The following is a 24,070-nucleotide window of genomic DNA, read 5'->3' on the forward strand; positions in this document are numbered from 1 at the left end:
GACTTGCTATTACAGCAGTAATTTGTCTTATAAAAATATATAAATTACTTGCAAAAAAATAATTAGATTAAAAGAGATTTGCTTTTTAAATTAAAATATTACTTTCTGATTTAATGGGCTTGCATTTTCAAAATGCAAGCTTAAATGATATTATTTGTGTTACTGATATATATGCTTCTATATTAAGAAGTATATATATACATTTATTGGACGAGACAAAAAATGAGTGGTTTGAAAGAGAAAAACTCTCTGGTGGGCAAACCGGTGGGCAAACTAATTTTTTACAAGCTAAAAAGCCCTATAAATAAGGCTTTTTTTCGCTTTTGCACTATGCCCCCTACAGGGCTCGAACCTGTGACCCATAGATTAAGAGTCTACTGCTCTACCAACTGAGCTAAGGAGGCTGAAAAAGAATGCTGTATTGGCACCGGTGGTTCACGTTTTGTATTGAACCCGCGCAATTAAGCAGGTGGGTAACCTATTTTCCCTTTACAGTTGCTTCCGCGTGAAACGGCTTGCATACTAGAGAAAAACTTGGTTTCCCGATAATACAAAGAAATAGTCGGTCAACACATAGATGTGAACTCGTATGCCACAGCAATTCAATCTTTTTCTATGTCATTATAATACCACTTTTTTAAAAAAATTCAAGTTAAAAAGCATTTTTTTTGTAAACGGTTGCTTGCTTACAGATTTTTTCACAGTTATTAGAGCTTGTCAATCCGCTCTTTGTTGGCTGCCAAGGCACGCTCATACTTTCCAGTTTCGTTGGCCACAAAATAGTTCTTATGGATTAGTTTGTCTGGTAAGTATTGTTGTTTGACCCATTTTTCAGGGTAGGCATGGGGATAGAGATATTCTTGGGCATTGCCAAGTTCTTTGCTTCCGGAATAGTGACCGTCGCGAAGATGCCTAGGAATAGGGAGATTGCCTGACTTTTTCAGGTCATTTATAGCAGCATCCATAGCAAGGTAAGCTGAGTTTGATTTGGGTGATAAGGCAAGATCGATAATGACGTTGGCGATTAAAATCCTAGCTTCCGGGAAACCAATTTTTTGGGCAGCTTCTAGTGCTGTAACGGTATGAATCTGTGCGTCTGGATTGGCAAGGCCGATATCTTCATAAGCGATGACAGTTAAACGTCGGGCTAGGCTCGGTAAGTCACCAGCTTCAATTAATCTAGCGGCGTAGTGTAAACTAGCATTGACATCTGATCCCCGAATGGATTTTTGTAAGGCTGACAACACATCATAGTGTCCATCTCCATTTTTATCCATAGTGATATAACTTCGTTGTAAACTATTTTCTACTGTTTCCAGAGAGATATGACGTTTACCATTGGCATCTTCCTTGGTTGACATGATGGCTAACTCTAGTGAATTATAGGCAGACCTTAAATCACCATTGGTTGCCGTTGCTATAAAGTCAAGAGCATCTTCATCTAGCACAATATCAAAGGAGAAGCCTCGCTCTTTGTCAGAGATAGCTATCGCGATAGCTTGTTTAATAGCTTCGTTACTTAAAGGTTCTAACTCAAAGATTTGAACGCGACTGCGAATAGCGGGTGTAACAGAAAAGAACGGATTTTCGGTGGTTGCACCAATCATGATGATATTGCCATTTTCGAGCAGGGGAAGCAGAAAGTCCTGCTTGGTCTTATCAAGGCGATGAATTTCATCAAGGAGGAGAACTAAGCCTCCTGAAAACTTAGCTTCGTCGGCGATTTCTTGGAGTCTTTTTTTGGTGTCAGTTGTGGCATTGAAGGTCCGAAAAGCATACTTGGTTGTACCTGCAATCGCACTAGCAATGGAGGTTTTACCAATTCCGGGAGGACCGTAGAGAATCATAGATGATAGCATATTGGCTTCAACCATACGACGGATGATTTTACCCTCACCGACAAGGTGTTCTTGTCCGATGACCTCTGAAATAGTTTTGGGACGCATGCGTAGCGCCAAATTATCACGCATAGATTGTTCTCCTTTCCTTGTGATGATTGATTAATGACGAATGCTTGCAATGAAGTTAGCAATCATGGTCATGCCATCAGGAGTTCCGATACTTTCAGGGTGGAACTGTAGTCCAAAAAGAGGTAGACTACAATGTTCAAAAGCCATAATTTCATGATCTTCGCAATCTCTAGCAGTAATGATAAAGTCTTGGGGTAATGTCTCCACGACGATAGAATGGTAACGCATAACAGTTAGTTCCTGTGGAAGAGAGTGAAAAAGACTGTTAGAGCCTTGAACGTGAATTTTGCTTTGTCTCCCGTGCATGACTTGTTTGGCTAAGCGTAACGTTCCTCCTAGGGTTTCGGCGATAGCTTGGTGTCCTAGACAAATACCTAAAATGGGTTTTATTTGGTAAAACTCTTTGATAAGTTTTGGCATTTGGTTAGCTTTATTGGGCCAGCCAGGACCAGGGGAGAAGACTAAAGCATCTGATTTTTTTGCCATTTCATATAAATGTGGGTCTTGATTGTACAAAACAATAGTCTCATCGAATTCACTTAAATATTGGGCAAGATTGTAGGTAAATGAATCGTAATTATCAATTAAGAGTATCATAGCTTCCTTAATAACTAAGTGGTTGTTGGGGTGGGGTGAGTTTTTACTGGTAGTTAGTTGATATGGTATTAGATAAAAAATTGAGGTCTAGACGATAAAGGCCGCGAACAGTATTGCCTCCGAAAACAGCAGTTGCATTTTGTAAGTCAGCTAGCGTCAGCCATTTTTCTTGAACCTGGCCAGTAACTAGTAACTCTTGGCGGAAAAGACCTGGTAAAATACCAGCTGCTACTGGTGGTGTGTAGAGGTTTTGACCCAACTGAACAAAGAGATTTCCAATAGAGGTTTCCAACAATTGCCCCTCTTTATTGTAGAAAACCTGTTCGTAAGGTTTTTGATTAATATGGGGACGATAACTCGTTTTAAAGTAAGTAAAGACCGAATTACTCACGTCTTTATCTTGTAAGGTGAGCTTTGCCTTTAGAAAACTTGAAGGTAAAGGTTTTAGGTGTTGGTCAGATAGCTCTACTCTGCCATTTTTAGATAGGCTAATTGTTAAACGGTAGCTGGCATCATCTTTTTTTTCTAAGTAGATTTTTAGTGCTTTTCGCAAAGTCGGTTCATCATAAGGATAGGCAAAATAAGTAGCTGCTTCTTTGAGACGATTGAGATGGTGCTCAAGGAAGACAATTTCTTTTTGCTCAACCTTTGCTGTTGTCTTTAGGGTGAAGTGTTGTTTTTTCCGGTAGAGAACAGCTGTTTTTTGATGAACTTCGTCATATTCTTCTTCCCACTTGCTTTGCCAAGTGATACCGCCACCAACACCATAAGTGGCATGATTGCCAGTAAGTTGGAGAGTTCTAATGGGGACATTAAAAATACGGCACCCATCGGGTAGGCAAATACCGATGGTTCCACAGTAAACCCCTCTTGGTTTTGGTTCTAAGTCTTTAATAATGGCCATGGTGGAGACTTTAGGAGCGCCTGTAATAGAACCACAAGGGAAGAGTGCTGTAAGAATAGTCAAAAGATCACAAGTTGGTCTGAGTTTACCTAGGACGGTTGAGGTCATTTGCCAGACTGTGGAATATTGTTCCAGCTCACAAAGCTTAGCAACATGGACACTGCCTGTTTGGCAGATTTTCCCCATGTCATTACGGAGTAAATCGACAATCATCATATTTTCAGAACGATTTTTAGCATCAGCCTGAAGCCAGTCATGTTCTTTTTTGTCGTACCAGCTATTAACACCACGTTTGGTGGTACCTTTCATAGGTTTGGTGGTTAATGTATTGCCATCTTGTTTAAAAAATAATTCAGGGCTAGCTGAGATGACTGCAAAATCATCATGGGCAATGTAAGCATTGTAGCCAGCAGCTTGTTCGACAACGAGTTTGTTATAAATTGATAAGCTCTTGGTTAAATCAAGTTCTTGAGTCAATTGAATAGTATAGTTTACTTGATAAGTATTGCCCTGTCGCATGTTGGAATGAATAATTTCAATAGCTTTTTGATAAGCTTTTTTCTGAGTAGCGCTGGTCCAGCGATTAGGAAGGTCAAGGTTATCGTAATCAAGTAGGAACTCTTCCTTTTGGCATTTTTTGTGCACTGTAAAATAGGCAAAATACTCCTTGCCTAACTTAACATCGTGGGTTTGTAAGGCTTTGTCAAAGAAGCTAGCAGCTTCATAACTGAGATAGCCCACCACATAATAACCCAGTTGTTGGTAATACTGAACTTGTTCAATAACTAGGCCTACCTGGTCTAATTCTTCGGCGACCAACTCTAGTAGTGGGTTTTCAAAAAGATAGCGTTGACCAAGCTCTTTGAAATCAATAATTGTTTTTCTATGCATACTCAAATTATATCACAAAAGCGTTTACTCAGCTTAATATGATCAAATAGGAAGAGACCTTTAAATAAGCAAAAGGACTGAAGATTTCCTAGAGGAGATCCAGCCCTAATTACTCTAAATAACAGATTAAGTATATGGAATCATTCCCTGAGAGCGGAGATTATAGTTCATAGGGAATCAAATGGAATGAATATTAGTGTGTCTCTTTTTGCTTTGAGCTGTTACCTGCTAAGAAAAGTGTCCCAAGAAAGAGGCTAACATAAGCAGCTACTGTGAGGCCTTCTGGATTATGTTCGTTGGTGTGAGGAAGGTTTCTAGGGTTGGTTTGGAGTGAAGCATGATTTGTAAATGTCATGGTTTGATAGGTCACTGGGATAGCTTCTTGCTGCGTCTGAGTTTTTTTAGTTCCAGTTCGTACCTCTTCGGCTAGATTTGTTGGGCCTCCTTTTTGAGCAGCAGTTAAGAGGTGGAAATGGTTCGCTTTCTCAAATAGTTCACCTATTTGTAAAAGAAGTCCATCGTTGTGGGCGCCACTATTCACCAAAAGGCCAAGAGGTAGTCCATTTTTAGTTACATAAGTTGGTAAAGACAAGGAAGGAGTTCCGGTCAAGTTAGCAAGCTGTGTGAAAGGTGTTAGAGTCCAAGCAGGGAGCCATTGGCGGTAGATTAAATCTAGTTTTTCTTGTTTACTTAACTGAGACATATCACTGAGCTGTGCTACTAATTCTTGAGGAATATGGTGGTAGTCAGCAGGAGGTGTTGGATAAGCAGTGGTAGGAGTTAGGAAAATAGGGTATTTTTGGTAGAACTGGTCTAATTGTTTAGTTAGCCCAGCAATACCTGTCCAGGCTTTATCAATATCTTCTTTACTCAAATCTTTCCCAGTTTGATAAAGTGCCCAGGAAAGGAGTTCTACATCATCTTTTTGAAGTGGGCGTTTCAAGGTTTGTTGTGCCATGAAATTGATCGATGGTGCAGCAGAAGCGGCAATGGTGTAATAATATTGCATCATGGTTTTGCCATCGACAGGATAAGGCACCTCAACTGTTTGATAGCCTTGTTCTTTTAAGAAGGCTACAGCATCTTTGACAGCAGCAATGGCCTCTTGGCTAATAGGAGTCCCAGCTGGGGTCTTTGTAGTGTAGGCGATAGGGATACTTGGATCTAAGTGTTGAGAATTTTGTTGTGCTTTGGCTTTATCTTTTAAGAGAAATTGGAAGAGTTTTTTGGTGTCTTCCATACTTTTGGTCAGAGCGAAATGGCTAACATTACTACGTTCAGAAGAGGGATTTCCCTCTAGAATGCCACGTGTTGGGTGCAAGCCGATTAAGCCACTCCAAGAAGCAGGGATACGAGTAGAGCCACCACCATCAGAAGCACTGGCTAAACTTACTTGACCTGATGCTACAGCGGCCGCGGAGCCGCCAGAAGAGCCTCCGGGGTTTTTGTCCAGTTGCCAAGGATTGTGTGTATCTCCATAGAGGTTAGAGTTGGTAACATTTATCCATCCCATTTCTGGAAAAGATGATTGCCCTATGACAATAAAGCCCGCTTTTTGAAGTTGTTTGACAAAAGCACTGGTGGATGAACTAGTTTTGTCCTTTAGAAAAGCTAAGCCGTTAGTGTTACTACCACCAGCAATAGTATGCCCCAAGCCTTTCACGAGAATCGGGACTTTGTAAAAGGGTTGCCCTTGATCTACCATTTGGTCACTTTCTTGACGAGCTAAAGGTTCACGTAAGGAAATCACATTGTTAAGCTCGGGGTTGGTGGTTTTGATAGTTTCTAAGGCAAAGTCTAACAATTGTTGCCCTGTGACACGTTTTTGCCGTGCCCATTCGGCTAATTGACTGGCGCTGGCTGTTTTATAGTCGTCTAGAGTAATAGAGGGTTGTGGGGCTGGACTTGTAATTTCTGTTGCTAAAGGAGGTGACTGAGTAGCAGTCTCTTCAGATGAGACTAGAGGAGCTGTAGGACTGTGTTCGGTCTTTGAAATGATTGATTCTGACGGTGTTTGTTTACTAACTTCGACTTGGCTCACTGGGGGCTGATTATCAATTTTGCTATCATCAGCATGGCCAATCATTGCACCTGATTGAAGGCTGGCAGTTACGAATAACAAGGCTAAGAGGGTTTGCCTTGTTCGAGAGGGATAGTGCTTAGAATGTTTCATTCTTTTTCTCCTAACATTATAATCACTTATTAGTTTAACATAATGAGAGGAAAATAAACTTTAAAGCGCTTGCGAAAATCCTAGAAGGTTTCTCTCTCTGGCATTAGTCAGTGAAAGTTAACTAAATTTATGCTACAATGGGAGTAATTAACTGTTAGGAAAAAGGACAATTATATGGCTAAATTTGGTTTTTTATCAATTATTGAAGAAGAAATGGATAAGCATTTTAACTATGATTATGCCATGGATTGGGATAAGAAAAACCATGCAGTGGAGGTAACTTTTGTTTTGGAAGCGCAAAACAAAGCTGCAGTGGAAACTATTGATGATACGGGAGAAGTCTCGCAAGAGGATATTGTTTTTGAGGATTATGTGCTTTTTTATAATCCTGAGAAAAGTAAGTTTGATAAGGGAGACTACTTGGTGGCCATTCCTTATGAGCCTAGGAAGGGCCTATCTCGTGAATTTTTACAGTACTTTGTAGAATTTCTCAACGATGTTGCGACTGAAGGGCAAAGCGATCTCATGGATTTCTTGGACGATGATACTAAGGTTGATTTCGGCTTAAGTTGGGATGCACAAGCTTTTGTCCAAGGTCAAGAAGGACTTGAAGAAACTGAATTCTTTGCTTATCCAAGATATTAAAGGGAGATTTTTATGAACACATGGCAAGAATTAACAGTCACGATTCATCGCGATGCTGAGGAGGCTGTATCTAATATTTTGATAGAGGCTGGTAGCCAAGGGGTAGCCATTAGTGATAGTGCGGACTATTTAGGTCAGACAGGTCGTTATGGTGAAATTTTTCCAGAGGTAGAGCAGTCTGACCGTGTATCCGTTACGGGTTATTTCCCAGATAGTATGGATTTAGTAGCCTTGCGAAACCAGCTTGAGAGTGATTTAGAAGAGTTACGGACCTCTAGTTTGGAAACTGGAGACATTTTGCTTTCTGCTCAGGAATTAGCAGAGGAAGACTGGGCTGATAATTGGAAAAAATACTATGAGCCGGCTCGCATTACGCATGATCTGACCATCGTTCCTTCCTGGACTGATTATAAGGCAGAGCCTGAGGAAAAAGTCATTCGTCTAGATCCTGGGATGGCTTTTGGAACAGGCACTCATCCGACCACCAAGATGAGTCTTTTTGCTCTGGAACAAGTTCTCCGTGGCGGTGAGACGGTCATCGATGTGGGAACTGGGTCTGGCGTCCTATCTATTGCAAGTTCTTTATTAGGAGCTAAGAAAATTTTTGCTTTTGATTTGGATGATATAGCGGTGCGTGTGGCCGAAGAAAACATTGCTTTAAATCAGGAGACGTCCAATATCCAAGTGGCTACAGGGGATCTTCTAAAAGGTGTTGAGCAGAAACCACAGGTGATTGTTGCTAATATCTTAGCAGATATTTTAATTCACTTGACAGAAGATGCCTATCGTTTGCTTGATGATGAGGGGTACTTGATTATGTCAGGTATTATTTCAGAAAAATGGGATATGGTTCGCAAGTCAGCTGAAGATGCTGGTTTCTTCTTGGAAACTCATATGATCCAAGGAGAATGGAATGCTTGCGTCTTCAGGAAAACAGATAATAAATCAGGAGTGATTGGTGGCTGATGCAACAATATTTTATTAAGGGGCCTTGTCAAAACCCAGTTATTATTGAGGATAAGGAAACTATTAAACACATGTTTCAGGTTATGCGCTTGACTGATGGAGATCAGGTTTGTCTGGTCTTTGAGGATGGAATCAAGCGCTTAGCTGCTGTTTCTGATAGCGCAGCACATACATTTACTATTTTGCAAGCTTTGGATCAATCTGTCGAACTACCCGTAGCTGTAACTATTGCCTCTGGCTTTCCAAAGGGGGATAAGTTAGAATGGGTGACGCAAAAAGTGACAGAATTAGGTGCTTCTGCTATTTGGGGTTTTCCGGCGGATTGGTCAGTGGCTAAATGGGATGGCAAAAAATTGGCTAAGAAGCAAGAAAAATTGTTAAAGATAGCACAGGGTGCAGCTGAACAGAGTAAACGAAACATTATCCCAGAAGTGGAATTATTTGAACAAAAGTCAGCTTTTTTGAGGCAATTGTCCGGATTTGATTATGTTTTTGTCGCTTATGAAGAATCAGCAAAAATAGGTGAACAAGCTGCTTTTGCGACTGGCTTAAAAGCTTGTCAACCGGGTGATAGCTTGCTCTTTATCTTCGGGCCAGAAGGTGGTTTATCACCACAGGAGGTTCAAGACTTTGAAGCAATTGGTGCACAGATGATAGGCCTAGGTCCCCGGATTATGCGGACTGAAACAGCACCTTTGTATGTTTTGAGCGCGGTAAGCTACGCTTTAGAGTTAGCCGTGAAATAGCAAGCTGCTTTTAAATGCACTGATAAATGCATACCAATCATTAATTCCCGTACAAGCAATCATTATCTATTAGTCTAGTTAATCTTCCCATGTTTGGGAAGATTTTTTATTTTTTCTCAAGATGGCCTTTACAAAAAGATAAATGGGGCATATAATAAAGAGGTAGCGCAAGCGATTGCGTAAAGCGTTTGCAACAAGATCTGATTATAAGTCTAACGCATCTTTAGGATTATGATTTGCAGGTCAAAGAAAAAGGAGAAAATAATGAAATCATCTGTCAAACGCATTTTCAGCTTTGAGTTTTGGCAAAAGTTTGGAAAATGCTTAATGGTTGTTATTGCTGTAATGCCAGCTGCTGGTTTGATGATTAGTATTGGGAATTCTATTCCGATGATTAATCATGACTCAGCTTTCTTAAGTTCGTTAGGAAATATTATTGCTCAAATTGGTTGGGCTGTGATTGTAAATCTTCACTTACTCTTTGCTTTAGCTATCGGTGGAAGCTGGGCTAAAGAGCGTGCTGGTGGGGCTTTTGCTTCAGGACTTGCATTTATATTAATCAATCGTATCACGGGAGCTTTTTACGGGGTTAATGCAGCCATGTTAGCTGAGCCAACTGCTAAAGTCTCAAGCCTTTTTGGCACACAAATGATTGTTAAAGACTATTTTACAAGTGTTTTGGAATCGCCTGCCTTGAATACTGGTGTTTTCGTAGGTATTATTGCCGGTTTTGTTGGGGCTACAGCTTATAATAAATACTATAACTATCGTCGATTGCCAGAGGTACTGACCTTTTTTAATGGGAAACGTTTTGTTCCCTTTGTGGTTATCTTACGTTCAGTCTTAGTAGCACTTGTTTTAGTAGTTGTTTGGCCTTTAATTCAAACTGGAATTAATGGTTTTGGTAAGTGGATTGCTTCGTCACAAGACACAGCACCGTTTTTGGCACCCTTTTTATATGGTACTTTAGAGCGCCTGCTCCTTCCTTTTGGTTTACACCACATGTTGACTATCCCAATGAATTATACTGCGCTTGGTGGAACTTATGAGGTGATGACAGGTGCTAGCCAAGGTTCAAAAGTATTTGGTCAAGATCCACTTTGGTTAGCTTGGGTAACAGACCTGGTTAACTTGAAGGGCTCAAATGCTTCCGCTTATCATGATTTGCTAACTAGTGTGACACCTGCCCGTTTTAAGGTTGGTCAAATGATTGGTGCAACGGGGACTCTTATGGGTGTTGCTTTAGCGATGTATCGAAATGTTGATAAAGATAAAAAGTCTAAATATAAAATGATGTTTATCTCAGCCGCAGCAGCCGTTTTTTTAACGGGTGTGACAGAGCCACTTGAGTATATGTTCATGTTTGCGGCTATGCCACTTTATATTGTTTACGCTGTGGTTCAGGGAGCTTCATTTGCAATGGCTGACCTTGTTAACCTTCGGGTACACTCTTTTGGAAACATTGAATTATTAACTCGGACGCCAATGGCTATTAAAGCTGGACTTGCTATGGACTTGATCAACTTCGTTTGGGTTTCTGTATTATTTGGTCTTATCATGTACTTTATTGCTGATTTTATGATTAAAAAGATGCATCTAGCAACAGCAGGTCGACTTGGCAACTATGATGCTGATATGTTAGAAAATAATAATCATAAGCCTACTTCAGTTCAAGAAACAAATGCTAGTCCACAAGTGCTGCAAATTATTCAGTTATTAGGTGGTGCTGATAATATTTCTGATGTTGATGCCTGTATGACGCGCTTACGGGTAACTGTCAAAGATTCTGACCGAGTTGGGACTCAAGAAGCTTGGAAAAAAGCTGGTGCAATGGGACTGATTATGAAGGGCACAGGTGTCCAAGCAGTTTATGGACCGAAAGCAGATATTTTAAAATCAGATATTCAAGATTTTTTAGATTCAGGTGTTGAAATTCCCCAAGCTGTCTTTCCTGATTCTTCAACTGAGCCTGTCATTCCCACAAAATCTACAAAAATTTCAGAAGCTATTTATTCAGTTGCACAAGGAACAGTTCTGCCTATTACGGAAGTAAAGGATCAGGTTTTTGCTAGTAAGATGATGGGTGATGGCTTTGCGGTAGAGCCAACTTCAGGAGAAATTTATGCTCCGGTTTCGGGGACAATTACTAGTATTTTCCCAAGTAAACACGCCCTTGGTTTAATAACAGACTCTGGTCTAGAGGTTTTAATTCATGTCGGTTTAGACACAGTTGATTTGAATGGGAAACCTTTTGATGTTCAAGTTAGTCAAGGCCAAAAAGTGAAAGCTGGTGACCTTCTCATCAAGGCAGATTTAGAAGCGATAGTAGCTGCAGAAAAAGAAAAAACGATTGTCCTTGTCTTCACCAATCAAGCAGAAGTCATTGAGGTGAGCCTTCTTAAAACAGGAGAAGAGGCCGCTAAAACACAAGTTGCTAGCGTTAAACTATAAGTAATAGGAAAAATTTGTTCTTTGTTCTTTGGAGAAAGGAAATATATGGCGAAATGGTTAACTTTAAATACACATTCTTGGATGGAAGCGAATGCCTTAAAAAAACTGTTTGATTTGGCAGAACATATACTTGCTGAGAAGTATGATGTCATTTGCTTACAGGAAGTCAATCAATTAATTGAGAGTGATTTAGCTACTGAAGACTCTTTTTACCAAAAAATTCCAGGAACACCATCCTTACATAAGGATAATTTTGCCCTCTTACTCACTAATTATTTAGCAAAGCGGGGGCAACCTTACTATTGGTCATGGGCTTATAATCATATCGGTTACGATATTTATAAGGAAGGCGTGGTTATTCTTTCAAAAAAACCAATGCGGGTTAGGGGTATCCTAGTGACAGCGATTGATGATGAGTATGACTATCACACGAGACGCGTGCTATTGGCTAAGACAGAGGTTGATGGAAGAGAAGTGGCCCTCGCTTCTGTTCACTTGTCTTGGTTTGGAAAGGGATTTGAAGAAGAATGGTCTATGCTGGAGCAGAGCTTGCAGAATTTGAATTTACCCTTAGTTGTTATGGGAGACTTTAATAATCCGACAGACAGTAAAGGGTATAATATGATACTGAGAAGTTCCTTGGGGCTACGGGATAGTCACAAGGAAGCAGAAATCGTTTTTGGAGATCATAGTATTGTATCTGATATAGATGGTTGGGAAGGTAATAGATACTCCTTTAAGGTGGATCATGCATTTATGAGCCAAGAGTTTAATATTAGTCGCTCAGAAATAACTTTTGAAGGAGGAGATGCCCCAGTTGTCAGTGATCATTATGGTCTATCGGTGGAAGCGAGCTGGATCAATTCGGATTAATCTGGATAGAAAAAAGTCAGGATAAAGTGTCCTGACTTTTTTCTATATCTTTTAAAATGTGACTGAGAGCTTGTGCTATCGAAATTTCTGCACTGAAAAGATGTTCGGGAATAACTTTAATGTAATCTTTGTCATTCCACCATTTCTCTAGAGATTCTTTTCCAAAATCCTTTGCTTTAGCTCTTTGGGAGTGTCGCTTGACGGTTTCTTCAAATGTAAGGTCATAGTAATACGCTAAGGTTTTGATATGTGACTTCTCAGTGATGTAGTGCCAAATGGGTTGATACCAGTCCGCTTTTAGAATACCTTCTAAAATAATGTAGTCACAGTTATTAAAGCCGTAATGTAATAAGGTTTTTAACAGTGGGATAGTTGGCGTATTGAAGCCATCATGTGCTAAGAGCATCTCCCGTCGCAACTCATCTTGTGAAAGCCGTAAGGTATTTTCTCCTAACTGTCTTTGAAGTGCTCTAGCTAAGCTGCTTTTGCCACTTGCGGCATTTCCTCTGATAATAATCAAATTAGGCATATGAAACGAGGTCCCCTAGTTGTTCAAAGTTTTTGGTAATTAAGTTAGATTTTATGGAGGACTGCTAGTCCGAAAGAAGGTATCCGAATGCTTTTAGTCTAGTAGTAACAAGAAATCTAGGAGAACGCTTACTCAATCATTTGACTTCTAAGGTAAGCATCTACTAGTTTTTCTGTAGCTTCAACAGAGTCCCTATGCGTTCTTTCGTATGAATGACTCGACTCTATTCCTGCTCCAAGGAGAGCATGTTTAACTTCAGCACCAGATCTCAGAGCAGCTGAAGCATCTGAGCCATAGTAAGGATAAATATCTAATTGATACGGAATGTCATTTTGGAGGCAAAGGGCGACCATATGTTGACGAAGATCGTAATGGTAGGGGCCAGAGGCATCTTTAACACAGATAGAAACGGAGTATTCATCTGTTGCTTGGTCATCTCCCATTGCTCCCATATCAACTGCTAGGTATTCAACGGTTTCTTCTGGTAAGCTGGAGTTGGCACCGTGACCAACTTCTTCGAAGGCTGAGAAGTAAAAATGAGTCGTGTAAGGCAAAGTAATATTATGGATATGATATTCTTTTAACAATTCCATCAGAATAGCTGCAGAAACCTTGTCGTCTAAATGTCGAGATTTAATAAAACCAGAATCTGTGAGCACGACTCTAGGATCAAAGGAAATAAAATCACCAACTTCGATCCCAAGGGCACGGGTTTCATCAGCTGTGCGGACTTTTTCATCAAGTCTAACTTCCATATTAGCTTGGCTGCGCTCAGCAGTGCCAGCGTCTTTATAAACATGGACGGATGTTTGGTGAATGAGAATAGTTCCTGAAATTTCCTTACCATTTTTAGCAAGGTGAACAGTACAGTTTTCACCTTCAATAGCGTTATAAACAAAACCTCCAACTAAGTCCATTTTTAGTCGGCCATCAGGTTTAATGGCACGGACCATTGCTCCTAAAGTATCTAAATGGGCAGTTACAAGACGGTGTTTGTTGTCATCTTGACCTTTAACAGAGACCATAAGACCGCCCTTATTAGTTTTTATGGGTTGATAACCAAAGTTACGTAGTTCATCAGCAACATATTCCATAATTTTCTTGGTAAAGCCTGTTGGTGAGGGGATTTGAGTGAGCTTTGTAATATAATCAACAGTTGTTTTCATGTCAACTTCCTTTATCCTTTTTTCAATATTTCTATTATAGCATGCTAAAGGTATTTATATAAGAAAAACCCAGAAAAGACTGGGTATTCTATGGGTGTTCTTGAAAAAGTTTTTTCTTTTCGATAATTATTTCAGCTAAGCGTTCAATATCAGCACTAGTTCCCCGTAATTCAAAATCACCGAGCATAGGAAAGCCAAAACGTTTTTCATACTGTTTCGCTGTCAAACAATATTGGTTATTAAAATTACGGTTGCCAGAACCAATAATTCCAAAGCAACGTTTGAAGTTATCGTGAGCTTCTATAAAATCACCTAAAGGATTGGTGAGAATTTCTACATCTCCGGAGTCTAGGCCGTTTCCTCCTTCTAAATAGGTGGGTAAAATAGCGACAAAATCATCATCAACAGGAAAAGTGTTATGTTTTAACTCTTTAATGTTAATTGGCTTGGTGTGGATGTTATATTTTTCTTCTAAATATAGGCTCAAGCGTTTGACAAAGCTAAGTGTGTTTCCACTTAAACTAATAAAGACAATGGTTAAATCAGACATCTATGTCTCCTTGTACTATATCTTGTAATATATCTAACAGTTTAGCACAAGATATAGTATTGCACAAGCTTAAAAGAAGCTAGCTGGAACATAAGATTCAGCTAGCTTCTTTGAGATTTCTTATAGGTTTAAGTTAGTATGACGTGAATATGGCTATCTCTTCTTTATTCTTTTTTTTGATTCTTTTTCCTAAAGAGTCCAGCAATTCCCAGAAAACTTAGTCCTAGCAAGAAACTATTTTTTGATTCTTTGACACCTGTGTGCGGTAGTTCTTTATTAGCAATAGTTTCACTTTTGCTAGTTTGGGCTCTGTTTGTTTGCTGATAGAGGTTAGCTGCTAGTTGATAGATGTACTGGCGTTGTGAATCGGTAAGTTTATAATCTGTCTGATGAGGATTGGCTGGATTAGTAGTATCAGCTGTTCCTACGGGGCTTGTCGGAGCCTCAGACTTGACATAGGTAAAGATAAAATCGCCAAAACCTTCAATAGATGAAGGTGCATGATATCTAATATCTTTGACGTCATTAAGTAGTTTTTTCGCTCCATCAGCGGTCAGAAAATGTAAATTCAGGCCTTCGATAGTATTAGCGAAGTACCAGTTGTTGTCAGCAGTTGGATTAATGGTTTTTTCAGAAACAATATAGTTAATAATGGCTTGGCGATTTTCCAAGTTTAAGAGACGATTGAGGCTTGCGTTTTTCACGCCGGGAAAAGTTCCGCTCGAACGATAGTTGTTGGTCACAACCATGAATTCTTGATTGGGATCAATATCTTGTCCTTGGTATTTCAAGTTGCGAACTCGACTAGAATTAGGATTCACTAAGTTGCCTTTTGCATCGTACTTATTAGCTTGGGTAATATCAAATTCATAAGTCACACCATCGATGACATCAAAATTATAGGTACGGTAATCAGTGTTAATAAGGTTTTGAGGGGCAGTATTAGTTGGGTCAATTGTGTTGAATTGCCCAGCAGCCATTTCTAACCATTCTTTGAGATCTGCACCTGTTACTTTAACGATGGCGGTAACGTTATCATAAAGATAGAGGTCTGCAACATTTTTGATTGCAATTGGACCGGCAGAAATATCAGTATAAGCCGTTGGGTCATTTCGTGTACCAGCTTTAAATGGTGCAGCTGCAGAAAGGAGTGGAAGGTTTGCTTCAGGAGTACCTGCTAATTGTTGTTTAGCATACCATAGCTGAGCTTTGTTCACAATCTGAACAGAAGGGTCATCTTTCACTAAGGCAAAATAGCTATTGATTGGTGCTGTTGTTTCTCCAACGGTTTGACGAACATAATCAATTGTTCCTTGATGAGCTTTAGCGGCTATTGCAAGAATTTTAGGATCAGCGTCTGTTGATTTAGTGTTGATTTTCCGTATTTCGGCATGGTTTTTATCCTTGTTAACAAGCCATTTACCACCAGTATAAGTAAGGTCTAAATCAATTACCCCGATATGGTCGCCATATTTTCCAGCCATGGTAACGGGAGTGCCGTTAATGAGACCTGAAACACCATCAACACCTGCGTAGGTTTCGTAAGTTCCAGTGCCTGTTCCAGAAGGAAATTCAGCGTGTGAATGCCCTGTCACAACAGCATCAACGCCTGTTAAACTGGCAATTTGATAACCGACATTTTCCTCGCCAGCTTCGTAAATGTTATCACCGATACCAGTGTGTGCAAGAACTAAGATGATATCAGCACCAGCCTTTTTAATGGTAGGGATAATTTCTGTCACCGCTTGAACAGCATCTTTGACCCTAACTTTACCTTCGAGGTTTGCCTTATCCCAGGCCATAATTTGGGGAGGAACAATTCCTGTAATTCCAACTTTGAGGTTGACTGCCTGGCCATTAGCATCTATAAAGGTTTTGGTAATAATATCGTAAGGCTTAAAAACGAACTGGTCATTATTTGCATCTAAAACGTTAGCGTTGACAATTGGAAGTCCTGCTGAGGCGATGACCTGTTTTAGAAAAGGAAGTCCATAGTTAAATTCGTGGTTGCCAAGAGTGGAGGCATCATAACCAAGAGCATTTAGTGCAGCATACATAGGATGGACTTCTTCTGCTGACACTGGCTTAATTAGGGCAGTGTAAGTGCCAAGTGGAGTGCCTTGTAGAATGTCGCCGTTGTCTACGAGGATAGTGTTAGGATTTTCAGTGCGTGCTTGGTCGATAAGAATGGCAGTTTTTGCTAAGCCGATGGTTTGTGAATCCTTATCTTGATAGTAGTCATAATTAACAAGATTAGAATGGAGGTCTGTTGTCGAAACAATACGCACGTCAATATTTTGCCCTTCAACAGGAGCTGAAGCTTGTTGTTTAGCTACGGGAGCTAGCTGGGCATTGATCTTGGGGTCGAGATTAGTAGTTACACTTGGTATTTCTTGGTTACTAGTATTGTTAGTAATAGTTGTTGAATCAGTTATTGTTGGAGCTGTTGGGGTGCTGTTAGTGGTTGTTGTGGCTAAAGCCTCACTACTTGGAACCCTAGTATTGCTACTCATTGGGGTAGTTATATCAGGGCTACTTTCCGCTTTTACTATCTGAGTTGCTCCTGCAGAAAGTAACATAGCAAGCCAAATCGCACTTTTTGAAATATAGTATTTTCTCATTCCTAAAATCTCCTAATAATTTTATAAAAAATGAACTTAGACTTCTATTATAACCTGAAAAAGGGTTTTCATCAACATAATTCACGAACATTTTCCTGATTTTTAGCGGTTATAATACAATAAATGAAATAACTTTTCTTCTGTTTCAAAATAAAGATGAACTCTTTATTTTGGAATAGGTAGCTGAAAGGATAGATCCTTTTGCTTTTTCAGTGAAAGTGTTAAAATAGGTAAAAGAAATTGACTGAGGAAAAGAATGGCAAAAGAAATAAATTTATCTGGAGAAGAGGTCGTTGCTCTAGCGGCGGCTTATATGAATAAAAATGACGTCGCCTTTGTAAAAAAAGCATTAGATTATGCAACAGCTGCTCATTACTATCAAGCTCGAAAATCTGGTGAACCTTACATTATTCATCCTATTCAAGTGGCAGGAATTTTGGCGGATCTACAATTAGATGCCGTGACGGTTGCTTGTGGTTTTCTACATGATGTCGTTGAAGATACTGATATTACTTTAGATAATATTGAAATGGACTTTGGGTCAGATGTCCGAGATATTGTTGATGGAGTAACGAAATTGGGAAAAGTAGAATACAAATCCCATGAAGAACAATTAGCCGAAAATCACCGGAAAATGTTGATGGCCATGTCGAAAGACATTCGTGTTATCTTAGTTAAACTTGCTGACCGACTTCACAATATGCGAACTTTAAAGCATCTGCGCAAAGATAAGCAAGAACGTATCTCCCGTGAAACGATGGAAATTTATGCACCGCTTGCTCATCGTTTAGGGATTAGCCGTATTAAATGGGAACTAGAAGACTTGGCTTTTCGTTATCTCAATGAGTCGGAATTTTATAAAATTTCCCATATGATGCGTGAAAAACGCAGAGAGCGTGAAGCACTAGTGGATGAGATTGTTGATAAAATTATCACCTATACCAGAGAGCAAGGCTTATATGGCGACGTCTATGGCCGACCTAAGCATATATATTCTATCTACCGTAAAATGCGTGATAAAAAGAAACGTTTTGATCAGATTTTTGATTTGATTGCTATTCGTTGTGTCATGGAAACTCAAAGTGATGTTTATGCCATGGTTGGCTACATTCACGAATTATGGCGTCCAATGCCTGGTCGCTTTAAGGATTATATTGCTGCACCTAAGGCTAACGGTTACCAATCCATTCACACAACCGTTTATGGGCCAAAAGGACCAATTGAAATTCAGATTAGAACCAAAGATATGCACCAAGTTGCTGAGTATGGTGTAGCTGCACATTGGGCCTATAAAAAAGGTGTCAAAGGCAAAGTTAGTCAGTCTGATCAGAAAGTTGGTATGAACTGGATTAACGAGTTGGTGGAATTACAAGATGCGTCCAACGGCGATGCTAAAGATTTTGTTGATTCGGTCAAAGAAGATATATTTTCTGAACGCATTTATGTCTTCACCCCAAACGGTGCTGTTCAAGAACTACCAAAGGAGTCTGGGCCGATCGATTTTGCTTATGCTATCCATACCCAAGTTGGTGAAAAAGCAACGGGTGCTAGGGTTAATGGCAAAATGGTTCCCCTTACGGCCAAGTTAAAAACTGGCGATGTGGTTGAAATTGTCACCAATCCAAATTCATTTGGGCCAAGCCGAGACTGGATTAAGATTGTTAAAACCAATAAAGCGCGGAATAAAATTCGCCAATTCTTTAAAAACCAAGATAAGGAATTATCGGTTAATAAAGGACGTGAACTTTTGGTCAACTATTTCCAAGAACAAGGTTATGTTGCAAACAAGTATTTGGAAAAGCGACGCATGGAGGAAATTCTTCCTCGCCTCAGTGTTAAAAGCGTAGAATCTCTCTATGCGGCAGTCGGTTTTGGTGATTTGAGCCCAGTCTCTATTTTTAACAAGTTAACAGAAAAAGAACGACGTGAAGAAGAGAGAGCTAAAGCAAAAGCTGAAGCAGAAGAGTTAGTCAAGGGCGGAGAGGTCAAACACGAAAATAAAGAGGTTCTTAAAGTTCGTAGTGAGAATGGTGTTATCATTCAAGGAGCAAGCGGCCTTTTGATGAGAATTGCTAAATGTTGTAATCCAGTTCCGGGGGATCCTATTGAAGGATACATTACCAAAGGCCGAGGTATTGCTATTCACAGAGCTGATTGTAATAATATTAAGAGTCAAGAAGGTTATGAGCAACGTTTGATTGAAGTTGAGTGGGATATGGAGAATTTCAGTAAAGATTATCAAGCTGAAATTGATATCTATGGCTTAAATCGTAGTGGTTTATTAAATGATGTCTTACAAATATTGTCAAATTCAACCAAAAGTATTTCGGCTGTCAATGCACAACCAACTAAAGATATGAAATTTGCCAATATCCATGTTAGTTTTGGTATTCCGAACCTCACCCAATTAACGACAGTAGTGGAAAAAATTAAGACTGTTCCTGATATATATAATGTTAAACGAACAAATGGTTAAAGGGGTATTGCGATGCGTGTTATTATTCAACGAGTGACCCAAGCTTCAGTCTCTATTGATGGGGAAGTAGCTGGCGCTATTAAGAAAGGATTACTGTTGTTAGTAGGTTTTGGCCCAGATGATAACCAAGATGATTTAGACTATGCTGTGCGTAAAATTACACAAATGCGTATTTTTTCAGATAAAGAAGAAAAAATGAACTTATCACTTCTTGATGTCGAAGGATCTATTCTATCTATTTCACAATTTACCTTGTTTGCCAATACCAAAAAGGGAAATCGACCTGCATTTATCGGTGCTGCTAATCCTGACTTGGCTAAAAATTTATATAAACGCTTCAATCAGATGCTAGCGGAGTATTGTTCAGTGGAAAAGGGAGTTTTCGGTGCAGATATGCAAGTGTCCTTGAACAACGATGGACCTGTGACCATTATCTTGGATACCAAACAGAGATAAAAGGAAAACGAGAAGGAAACAATGGAACTAAAAGAGTATTTCCCAAAGAGTCAAGTGAATCATTTGCCCTTTATGGGTGAAGACTGGGTAACAATTGCTGAAGAAGACCACTATATCCATCTAGCAAAAGAAGCCTTAACAGCTAGAGAATTGTTTTTGTTGGAAAAGTTTGACCTCCTTGATTACATGGCTAAGCCTTCCACGTCGCCATGGCAAGATTATTTACTTCTCAAAAAAGGACCGTTACCAGAACCCTTGAGCCATTTTCAGTTTATCTTTTTAGAACATAAAGTAACCTTGGCGGAGGATCTATTGGATCTCTTTAAGTCACTCATTCCTTCTTTAGTAGCTATAGTACATATTAATAAATCAAGAACAGCTTTATTGATTGATCAGTCTCAAGAGAGTGACTTATTAAGCCTGTTTGCTGATATATTACCGACTATTGAAAGTGACTTTGGCATTGCCTTATCAGTATTTATAGGGAATAACTGGTTAGATAATAAGGGTCAAGGGTTGAGTGGTTACTTTGACGAAGAAAATCTTTTATTAACATCTTACCAAACACAAAAAGGCGAGAAGCAACTCTTTTCATTTTCTGAATTACTTCTGTGGGGAATGATGACACAATTAGAACTTCCAATGCTAGAGAAGCATTTTTACCATCATTTAGTCCAAAATAAAGAGGTCTCAGATTTAGTACTTAGCCTTTGGCAATGCCAAGGAAATCTTGTGCAGACAGCTCAAAAACTTTATATTCATCGGAATTCACTCCAATATAAACTGGAAAAAACCAAACGGCAAACAGGGCTCAATCTCAAAAATCTTGATGATTTGACCTTTGCTTATCTTTTCATCCAGAAACAATAGTATTGTGCAAAGTGCCCAAAGAAATTTGGGTGCTTTGTCTCTTTTGTGAAAGCCTTTTCTTTGTTAGAATAGAAACATCAAAAAGGCCGTGCTTCCCCTATTTTTAAAAAGAAAGCTAAGTCTAAACAAGGAGTAAGATATGGTAGAATTAAACTTAAATCACATTTACAAGAAGTATCCTAATACAACACATTACGCAGTTGAAGATTTTGACTTGGATATCAAGGATAAAGAATTTATCGTTTTTGTAGGCCCATCAGGTTGTGGAAAATCAACAACTCTTCGCATGATTGCAGGACTTGAAGATATTTCTGAAGGGGAATTGAAAATTGATGGGGAAGTGGTTAATGACAAGTCACCAAAAGATCGTGATATTGCTATGGTTTTCCAAAACTATGCCCTTTACCCACACATGACTGTTTATGATAATATGGCTTTTGGCCTTAAGTTGCGTAAATATAAGAAAGCTGACATTGACCAACGTGTTAAAGAAGCTGCACAAATCCTAGGATTAACAGAATTCTTGGATCGTAAACCTGCTGATTTGTCTGGTGGACAACGTCAACGTGTCGCTATGGGGCGTGCTATTGTCCGTGATGCCAAGGTTTTCCTTATGGATGAGCCATTATCAAACTTAGATGCTAAATTACGTGTATCCATGCGTGCTGAAATTGCTAAAATTCATCGCCGCATTGGCTCTACAACAATTTATGTTACTCATGACCAGACAGAAGCTATGACCTTGGCTGATCGGATTGTCATTATGAGTGCAACTAAAAACCCTGAAGGTAACGGGACAATTGGTAAAATTGAACAGGTAGGTTCACCACAAGAACTCTATAATTTACCAGCAAATAAATTTGTTGCGGGCTTTATCGGTAGCCCAGCCATGAATTTCTTTGATGTAACCTTTGATGGTGAGCGTATCATCAGTCCAGATGGTCTTAATATCGCTATTGCTGAAGGACAAGCAAAAATGCTCAAAGAAGCAGGCTATGAAGGTAAACAAGTTACATTTGGTATCCGCCCAGAAGATATCTCAGCTAACTTACTTGTCGAAGAAACATTCCCAAATGCTAATGTTGAAGCAGAGGTTTTAGTTTCTGAGTTATTGGGTTCTGAAACAATGCTTTACGTTAAACTTGGTAATACAGAATTTGCATCTCGCGTTGATGCGCGTGATTTCCATAACCCAGGTGAAAAAGTAAGCTTAACCTTTAATGTTTCTAAGGGACACTTCTTTGACATTGATACTGAAAAAGCCATTCGTTAATTTGGTACCTCCTAGAATATGATAAAGTCCTCGAAATCTCTATTTTGAGGACTTTATGTCACTAATTTAAAATATAGAAAAGAGAGAAAAATGGAAAAACACTGGTGGCATAAGGCTACAATCTATCAAATTTATCCCAAATCCTTTATGGATGCTAACGGCGATGGGATAGGGGATCTTGAAGGTATTATTCAAAAATTAGATTATCTGGAAAACCTTGGTATTACAGCTATATGGCTTTCCCCAGTCTATCAATCCCCAATGGATGATAATGGCTATGATATTTCAGATTATGAAGCTATAGCTGACATTTTTGGTGATATGGCCCAGATGGATCTCCTCTTAGAAGAAGCAAAGAAACGTGGCATTAGAATCATCATGGATCTAGTTGTCAATCATACATCCGATGAACACGCCTGGTTTGTTGAAGCAAGAGAAAACCCAGAAAGTCCAGAAAGAGATTTTTATATCTGGCGTGACCAGCCTAACGGGCTTATGTCAACTTTCTCCGGCTCTGCTTGGCAATTGGATGAAAAATCTGGTCAATATTACCTTCATCTTTTTAGTAAGAAACAACCAGATCTGAATTGGGAAAATGCAGATCTCCGTCAAAAAATTTATGATATGATGAATTTTTGGATTGCTAAAGGAATTGGTGGTTTCCGAATGGATGTTATTGATTTGATTGGTAAAATTCCAGATGCGGAAATTACTGGTAATGGTCCTAAGCTCCATGATTATTTAAAAGAAATGAATCAAGCGACATTTGGGGAACATGATTTATTAACTGTTGGTGAGACTTGGGGAGCAACTCCGGAAATTGCCAAACAGTATTCCCGTCCAGAAAATAAAGAACTGTCCATGGTTTTCCAATTTGAACATGTTGGCTTGCAACATAAACCCAATCGTCCAAAATGGGATTTTGCAGAGGAATTGGATGTGCCAGCACTAAAAGCTATTTTTGCGAAGTGGCAAACAGAACTAAAGCTGGGTGAAGGTTGGAATTCCTTGTTCTGGAATAACCATGACCTACCTCGGGTTCTTTCAATTTGGGGAAATGACCAAGAATACCGTCAGAAATCTGGGAAAGCGTTAGCTATTTTACTTCATTTGATGCGCGGAACGCCTTATATTTACCAAGGCGAAGAAATCGGGATGACTAATTATCCCTTTGAAAGTTTAGAGCAGGTAGATGATATCGAATCAATCAACTATGCTAAAGAGGCCGTAGCTAATGGTGTTGCAACAGAAGAAGTCCTAGCAAGTATTCGACAGGTCGGACGTGATAATGCGAGAACACCAATGCAGTGGGATACCTCAAAAAATGCAGGTTTTTCTAAAGCCGATAAGACTTGGTTGGCACTTAATCCTAATTATGAAACGATTAATGTTCAAGCTGCTTTGGACGATAAAAACTCGCTCTTTTATACTTATAAAGCTCTTGTTGCTTTGCGCAAAAGTGAAGCTTGGTTAGTAGAAGCAGATTTCCGATTGTTAGAATCGTCAGAGAAAGTCTTTGCTTATGAAAGATGTCTAGGCGCAGATACTTATCTGATTGTGGTTAATCTGTCAGATCAAAACCAAACTTTCAGCTTGTCATGTGAAACTTATCAAACCATCATTGCTAATACAGACCCACAAAAAGTTATTAACCAAGGTTACTTAGAAGCTTGGGATGCTTTTTGTATTAAAAAATAAGTAGTTAAAAAGTCCTCTGTCAAGAGGGCTTTTTAGCTTATAAATTTAAAAACTAGCCAGTAAGTACCTTATCATATGTGTTTGCCTTATTCAGAATTAGAGACTTAAAAAAAACAAACGATTGCGTTAGTTTTTAACTGCTAACATAGCTTTTAAAAAATATAAATAATAAATACAAGAAAACGATTGCATAAATAAAATTTCCTCGGTATACT

18 protein-coding genes, 1 tRNA gene and 1 other RNA gene are annotated in these 24,070 nt (G+C 39.3%); 10 read left to right on the forward strand and 10 right to left on the reverse strand.

Annotated features, from left to right (window positions below; translation table 11 throughout):
- Window positions 1-331: 331 nt before the first annotated feature.
- From DQM45_RS01435 to DQM45_RS01460, 6 genes are all read right to left on the reverse strand, one after another.
- Window positions 332-404 (reverse strand) — tRNA-Lys (locus DQM45_RS01435).
- A 5-nt stretch (window positions 405-409) separates the two neighbouring features.
- Window positions 410-604: non-coding RNA, 6S RNA (gene ssrS / locus DQM45_RS01440), on the reverse strand.
- A gap of 103 nt (window positions 605-707) precedes the next feature.
- Complete coding sequence (locus DQM45_RS01445; RefSeq protein ID WP_003082747.1) at window positions 708-1,970, reverse strand: replication-associated recombination protein A; 1,263 nt, start codon at window positions 1,968-1,970, stop codon at window positions 708-710.
- A gap of 30 nt (window positions 1,971-2,000) precedes the next feature.
- Window positions 2,001-2,567, reverse strand: a complete 567-nt coding sequence (locus DQM45_RS01450; RefSeq protein WP_003084300.1) for an aminodeoxychorismate/anthranilate synthase component II — start codon at window positions 2,565-2,567, stop codon at window positions 2,001-2,003.
- A 43-nt stretch (window positions 2,568-2,610) separates the two neighbouring features.
- Window positions 2,611-4,362: an aminodeoxychorismate synthase component I gene (gene pabB, locus DQM45_RS01455; protein ID WP_003083274.1), complete on the reverse strand. Its 1,752-nt coding sequence runs from the start codon at window positions 4,360-4,362 to the stop codon at window positions 2,611-2,613.
- 193 nt (window positions 4,363-4,555) lie between these two features.
- Window positions 4,556-6,535: an amidase family protein gene (locus DQM45_RS01460; protein WP_003085161.1), complete on the reverse strand. Its 1,980-nt coding sequence runs from the start codon at window positions 6,533-6,535 to the stop codon at window positions 4,556-4,558.
- A gap of 174 nt (window positions 6,536-6,709) precedes the next feature.
- Here DQM45_RS01460 and DQM45_RS01465 point away from each other — a divergent pair, with 174 nt between their 5' ends.
- The 5 genes from DQM45_RS01465 (at window position 6,710) to DQM45_RS01485 (ending at window position 12,216) form a co-directional block, all read left to right on the forward strand.
- On the forward strand, window positions 6,710-7,180 hold the full coding sequence (locus DQM45_RS01465) for a DUF3013 family protein (RefSeq protein WP_003086100.1): 471 nt from the start codon (window positions 6,710-6,712) through the stop codon (window positions 7,178-7,180).
- 12 nt (window positions 7,181-7,192) lie between these two features.
- Window positions 7,193-8,146, forward strand: a complete 954-nt coding sequence (prmA, locus tag DQM45_RS01470) for a 50S ribosomal protein L11 methyltransferase (protein WP_003083949.1) — start codon at window positions 7,193-7,195, stop codon at window positions 8,144-8,146.
- Window positions 8,146-8,892, forward strand: coding sequence for a 16S rRNA (uracil(1498)-N(3))-methyltransferase (locus DQM45_RS01475; RefSeq protein ID WP_003083280.1), 747 nt, complete (start codon window positions 8,146-8,148; stop codon window positions 8,890-8,892). Before prmA ends, DQM45_RS01475 begins: the two co-directional genes overlap by 1 nt.
- A 264-nt stretch (window positions 8,893-9,156) precedes the next feature.
- A complete protein-coding gene (locus tag DQM45_RS01480) occupies window positions 9,157-11,343 on the forward strand; it encodes a PTS transporter subunit IIBC (protein WP_003085582.1) in 2,187 nt (728 codons plus the stop codon).
- 45 nt (window positions 11,344-11,388) lie between these two features.
- Window positions 11,389-12,216, forward strand: coding sequence for an endonuclease/exonuclease/phosphatase family protein (locus DQM45_RS01485; protein ID WP_003082960.1), 828 nt, complete (start codon window positions 11,389-11,391; stop codon window positions 12,214-12,216).
- 16 nt (window positions 12,217-12,232) lie between these two features.
- Here the strand turns inward: DQM45_RS01485 and DQM45_RS01490 are convergent, their stop codons facing one another.
- From DQM45_RS01490 to DQM45_RS01505, 4 genes are all read right to left on the reverse strand, one after another.
- Window positions 12,233-12,745, reverse strand: a complete 513-nt coding sequence (locus DQM45_RS01490) for a kinase (RefSeq protein WP_003084342.1) — start codon at window positions 12,743-12,745, stop codon at window positions 12,233-12,235.
- Between the two features lie 128 nt (window positions 12,746-12,873).
- Window positions 12,874-13,911, reverse strand: a complete 1,038-nt coding sequence (locus DQM45_RS01495; RefSeq protein ID WP_003084004.1) for a M42 family metallopeptidase — start codon at window positions 13,909-13,911, stop codon at window positions 12,874-12,876.
- Between the two features lie 88 nt (window positions 13,912-13,999).
- Entirely contained in the window at window positions 14,000-14,461 is a 462-nt protein-coding gene (gene nrdI / locus DQM45_RS01500; protein WP_003082972.1) for a class Ib ribonucleoside-diphosphate reductase assembly flavoprotein NrdI, read from the reverse strand.
- 164 nt (window positions 14,462-14,625) lie between these two features.
- A complete protein-coding gene (locus DQM45_RS01505; protein ID WP_003083571.1) occupies window positions 14,626-17,082 on the reverse strand; it encodes a bifunctional 2',3'-cyclic-nucleotide 2'-phosphodiesterase/3'-nucleotidase in 2,457 nt (818 codons plus the stop codon).
- Between the two features lie 256 nt (window positions 17,083-17,338).
- Between DQM45_RS01505 and DQM45_RS01510 the strand changes: the two genes are divergently transcribed.
- From DQM45_RS01510 to DQM45_RS01530, 5 genes are all read left to right on the forward strand, one after another.
- Complete coding sequence (locus DQM45_RS01510) at window positions 17,339-19,558, forward strand: RelA/SpoT family protein (RefSeq protein WP_003083564.1); 2,220 nt, start codon at window positions 17,339-17,341, stop codon at window positions 19,556-19,558.
- Between the two features lie 12 nt (window positions 19,559-19,570).
- Window positions 19,571-20,014 carry a D-aminoacyl-tRNA deacylase gene (gene dtd / locus DQM45_RS01515; RefSeq protein ID WP_003085666.1) on the forward strand — a complete coding sequence of 148 codons (444 nt, stop codon included), beginning with the start codon at window positions 19,571-19,573 and terminating at the stop codon, window positions 20,012-20,014.
- A gap of 21 nt (window positions 20,015-20,035) precedes the next feature.
- The gene (locus DQM45_RS01520; RefSeq protein ID WP_003084189.1) at window positions 20,036-20,884 is read left to right on the forward strand and encodes a helix-turn-helix domain-containing protein; all 849 of its coding nucleotides are present in this window, start codon (window positions 20,036-20,038) and stop codon (window positions 20,882-20,884) included.
- Window positions 20,885-21,023: 139 nt separating this feature from the next.
- Complete coding sequence (locus DQM45_RS01525; RefSeq protein ID WP_003084002.1) at window positions 21,024-22,157, forward strand: ABC transporter ATP-binding protein; 1,134 nt, start codon at window positions 21,024-21,026, stop codon at window positions 22,155-22,157.
- A 90-nt stretch (window positions 22,158-22,247) separates the two neighbouring features.
- Window positions 22,248-23,855, forward strand: coding sequence for a glycoside hydrolase family 13 protein (locus DQM45_RS01530; protein WP_003085951.1), 1,608 nt, complete (start codon window positions 22,248-22,250; stop codon window positions 23,853-23,855).
- The last annotated feature ends 215 nt before the right edge of the window (window positions 23,856-24,070 follow it).

It is taken from the genome of Streptococcus porcinus, from assembly GCF_900475415.1.
GTDB lineage: Bacteria > Bacillota > Bacilli > Lactobacillales > Streptococcaceae > Streptococcus > Streptococcus porcinus.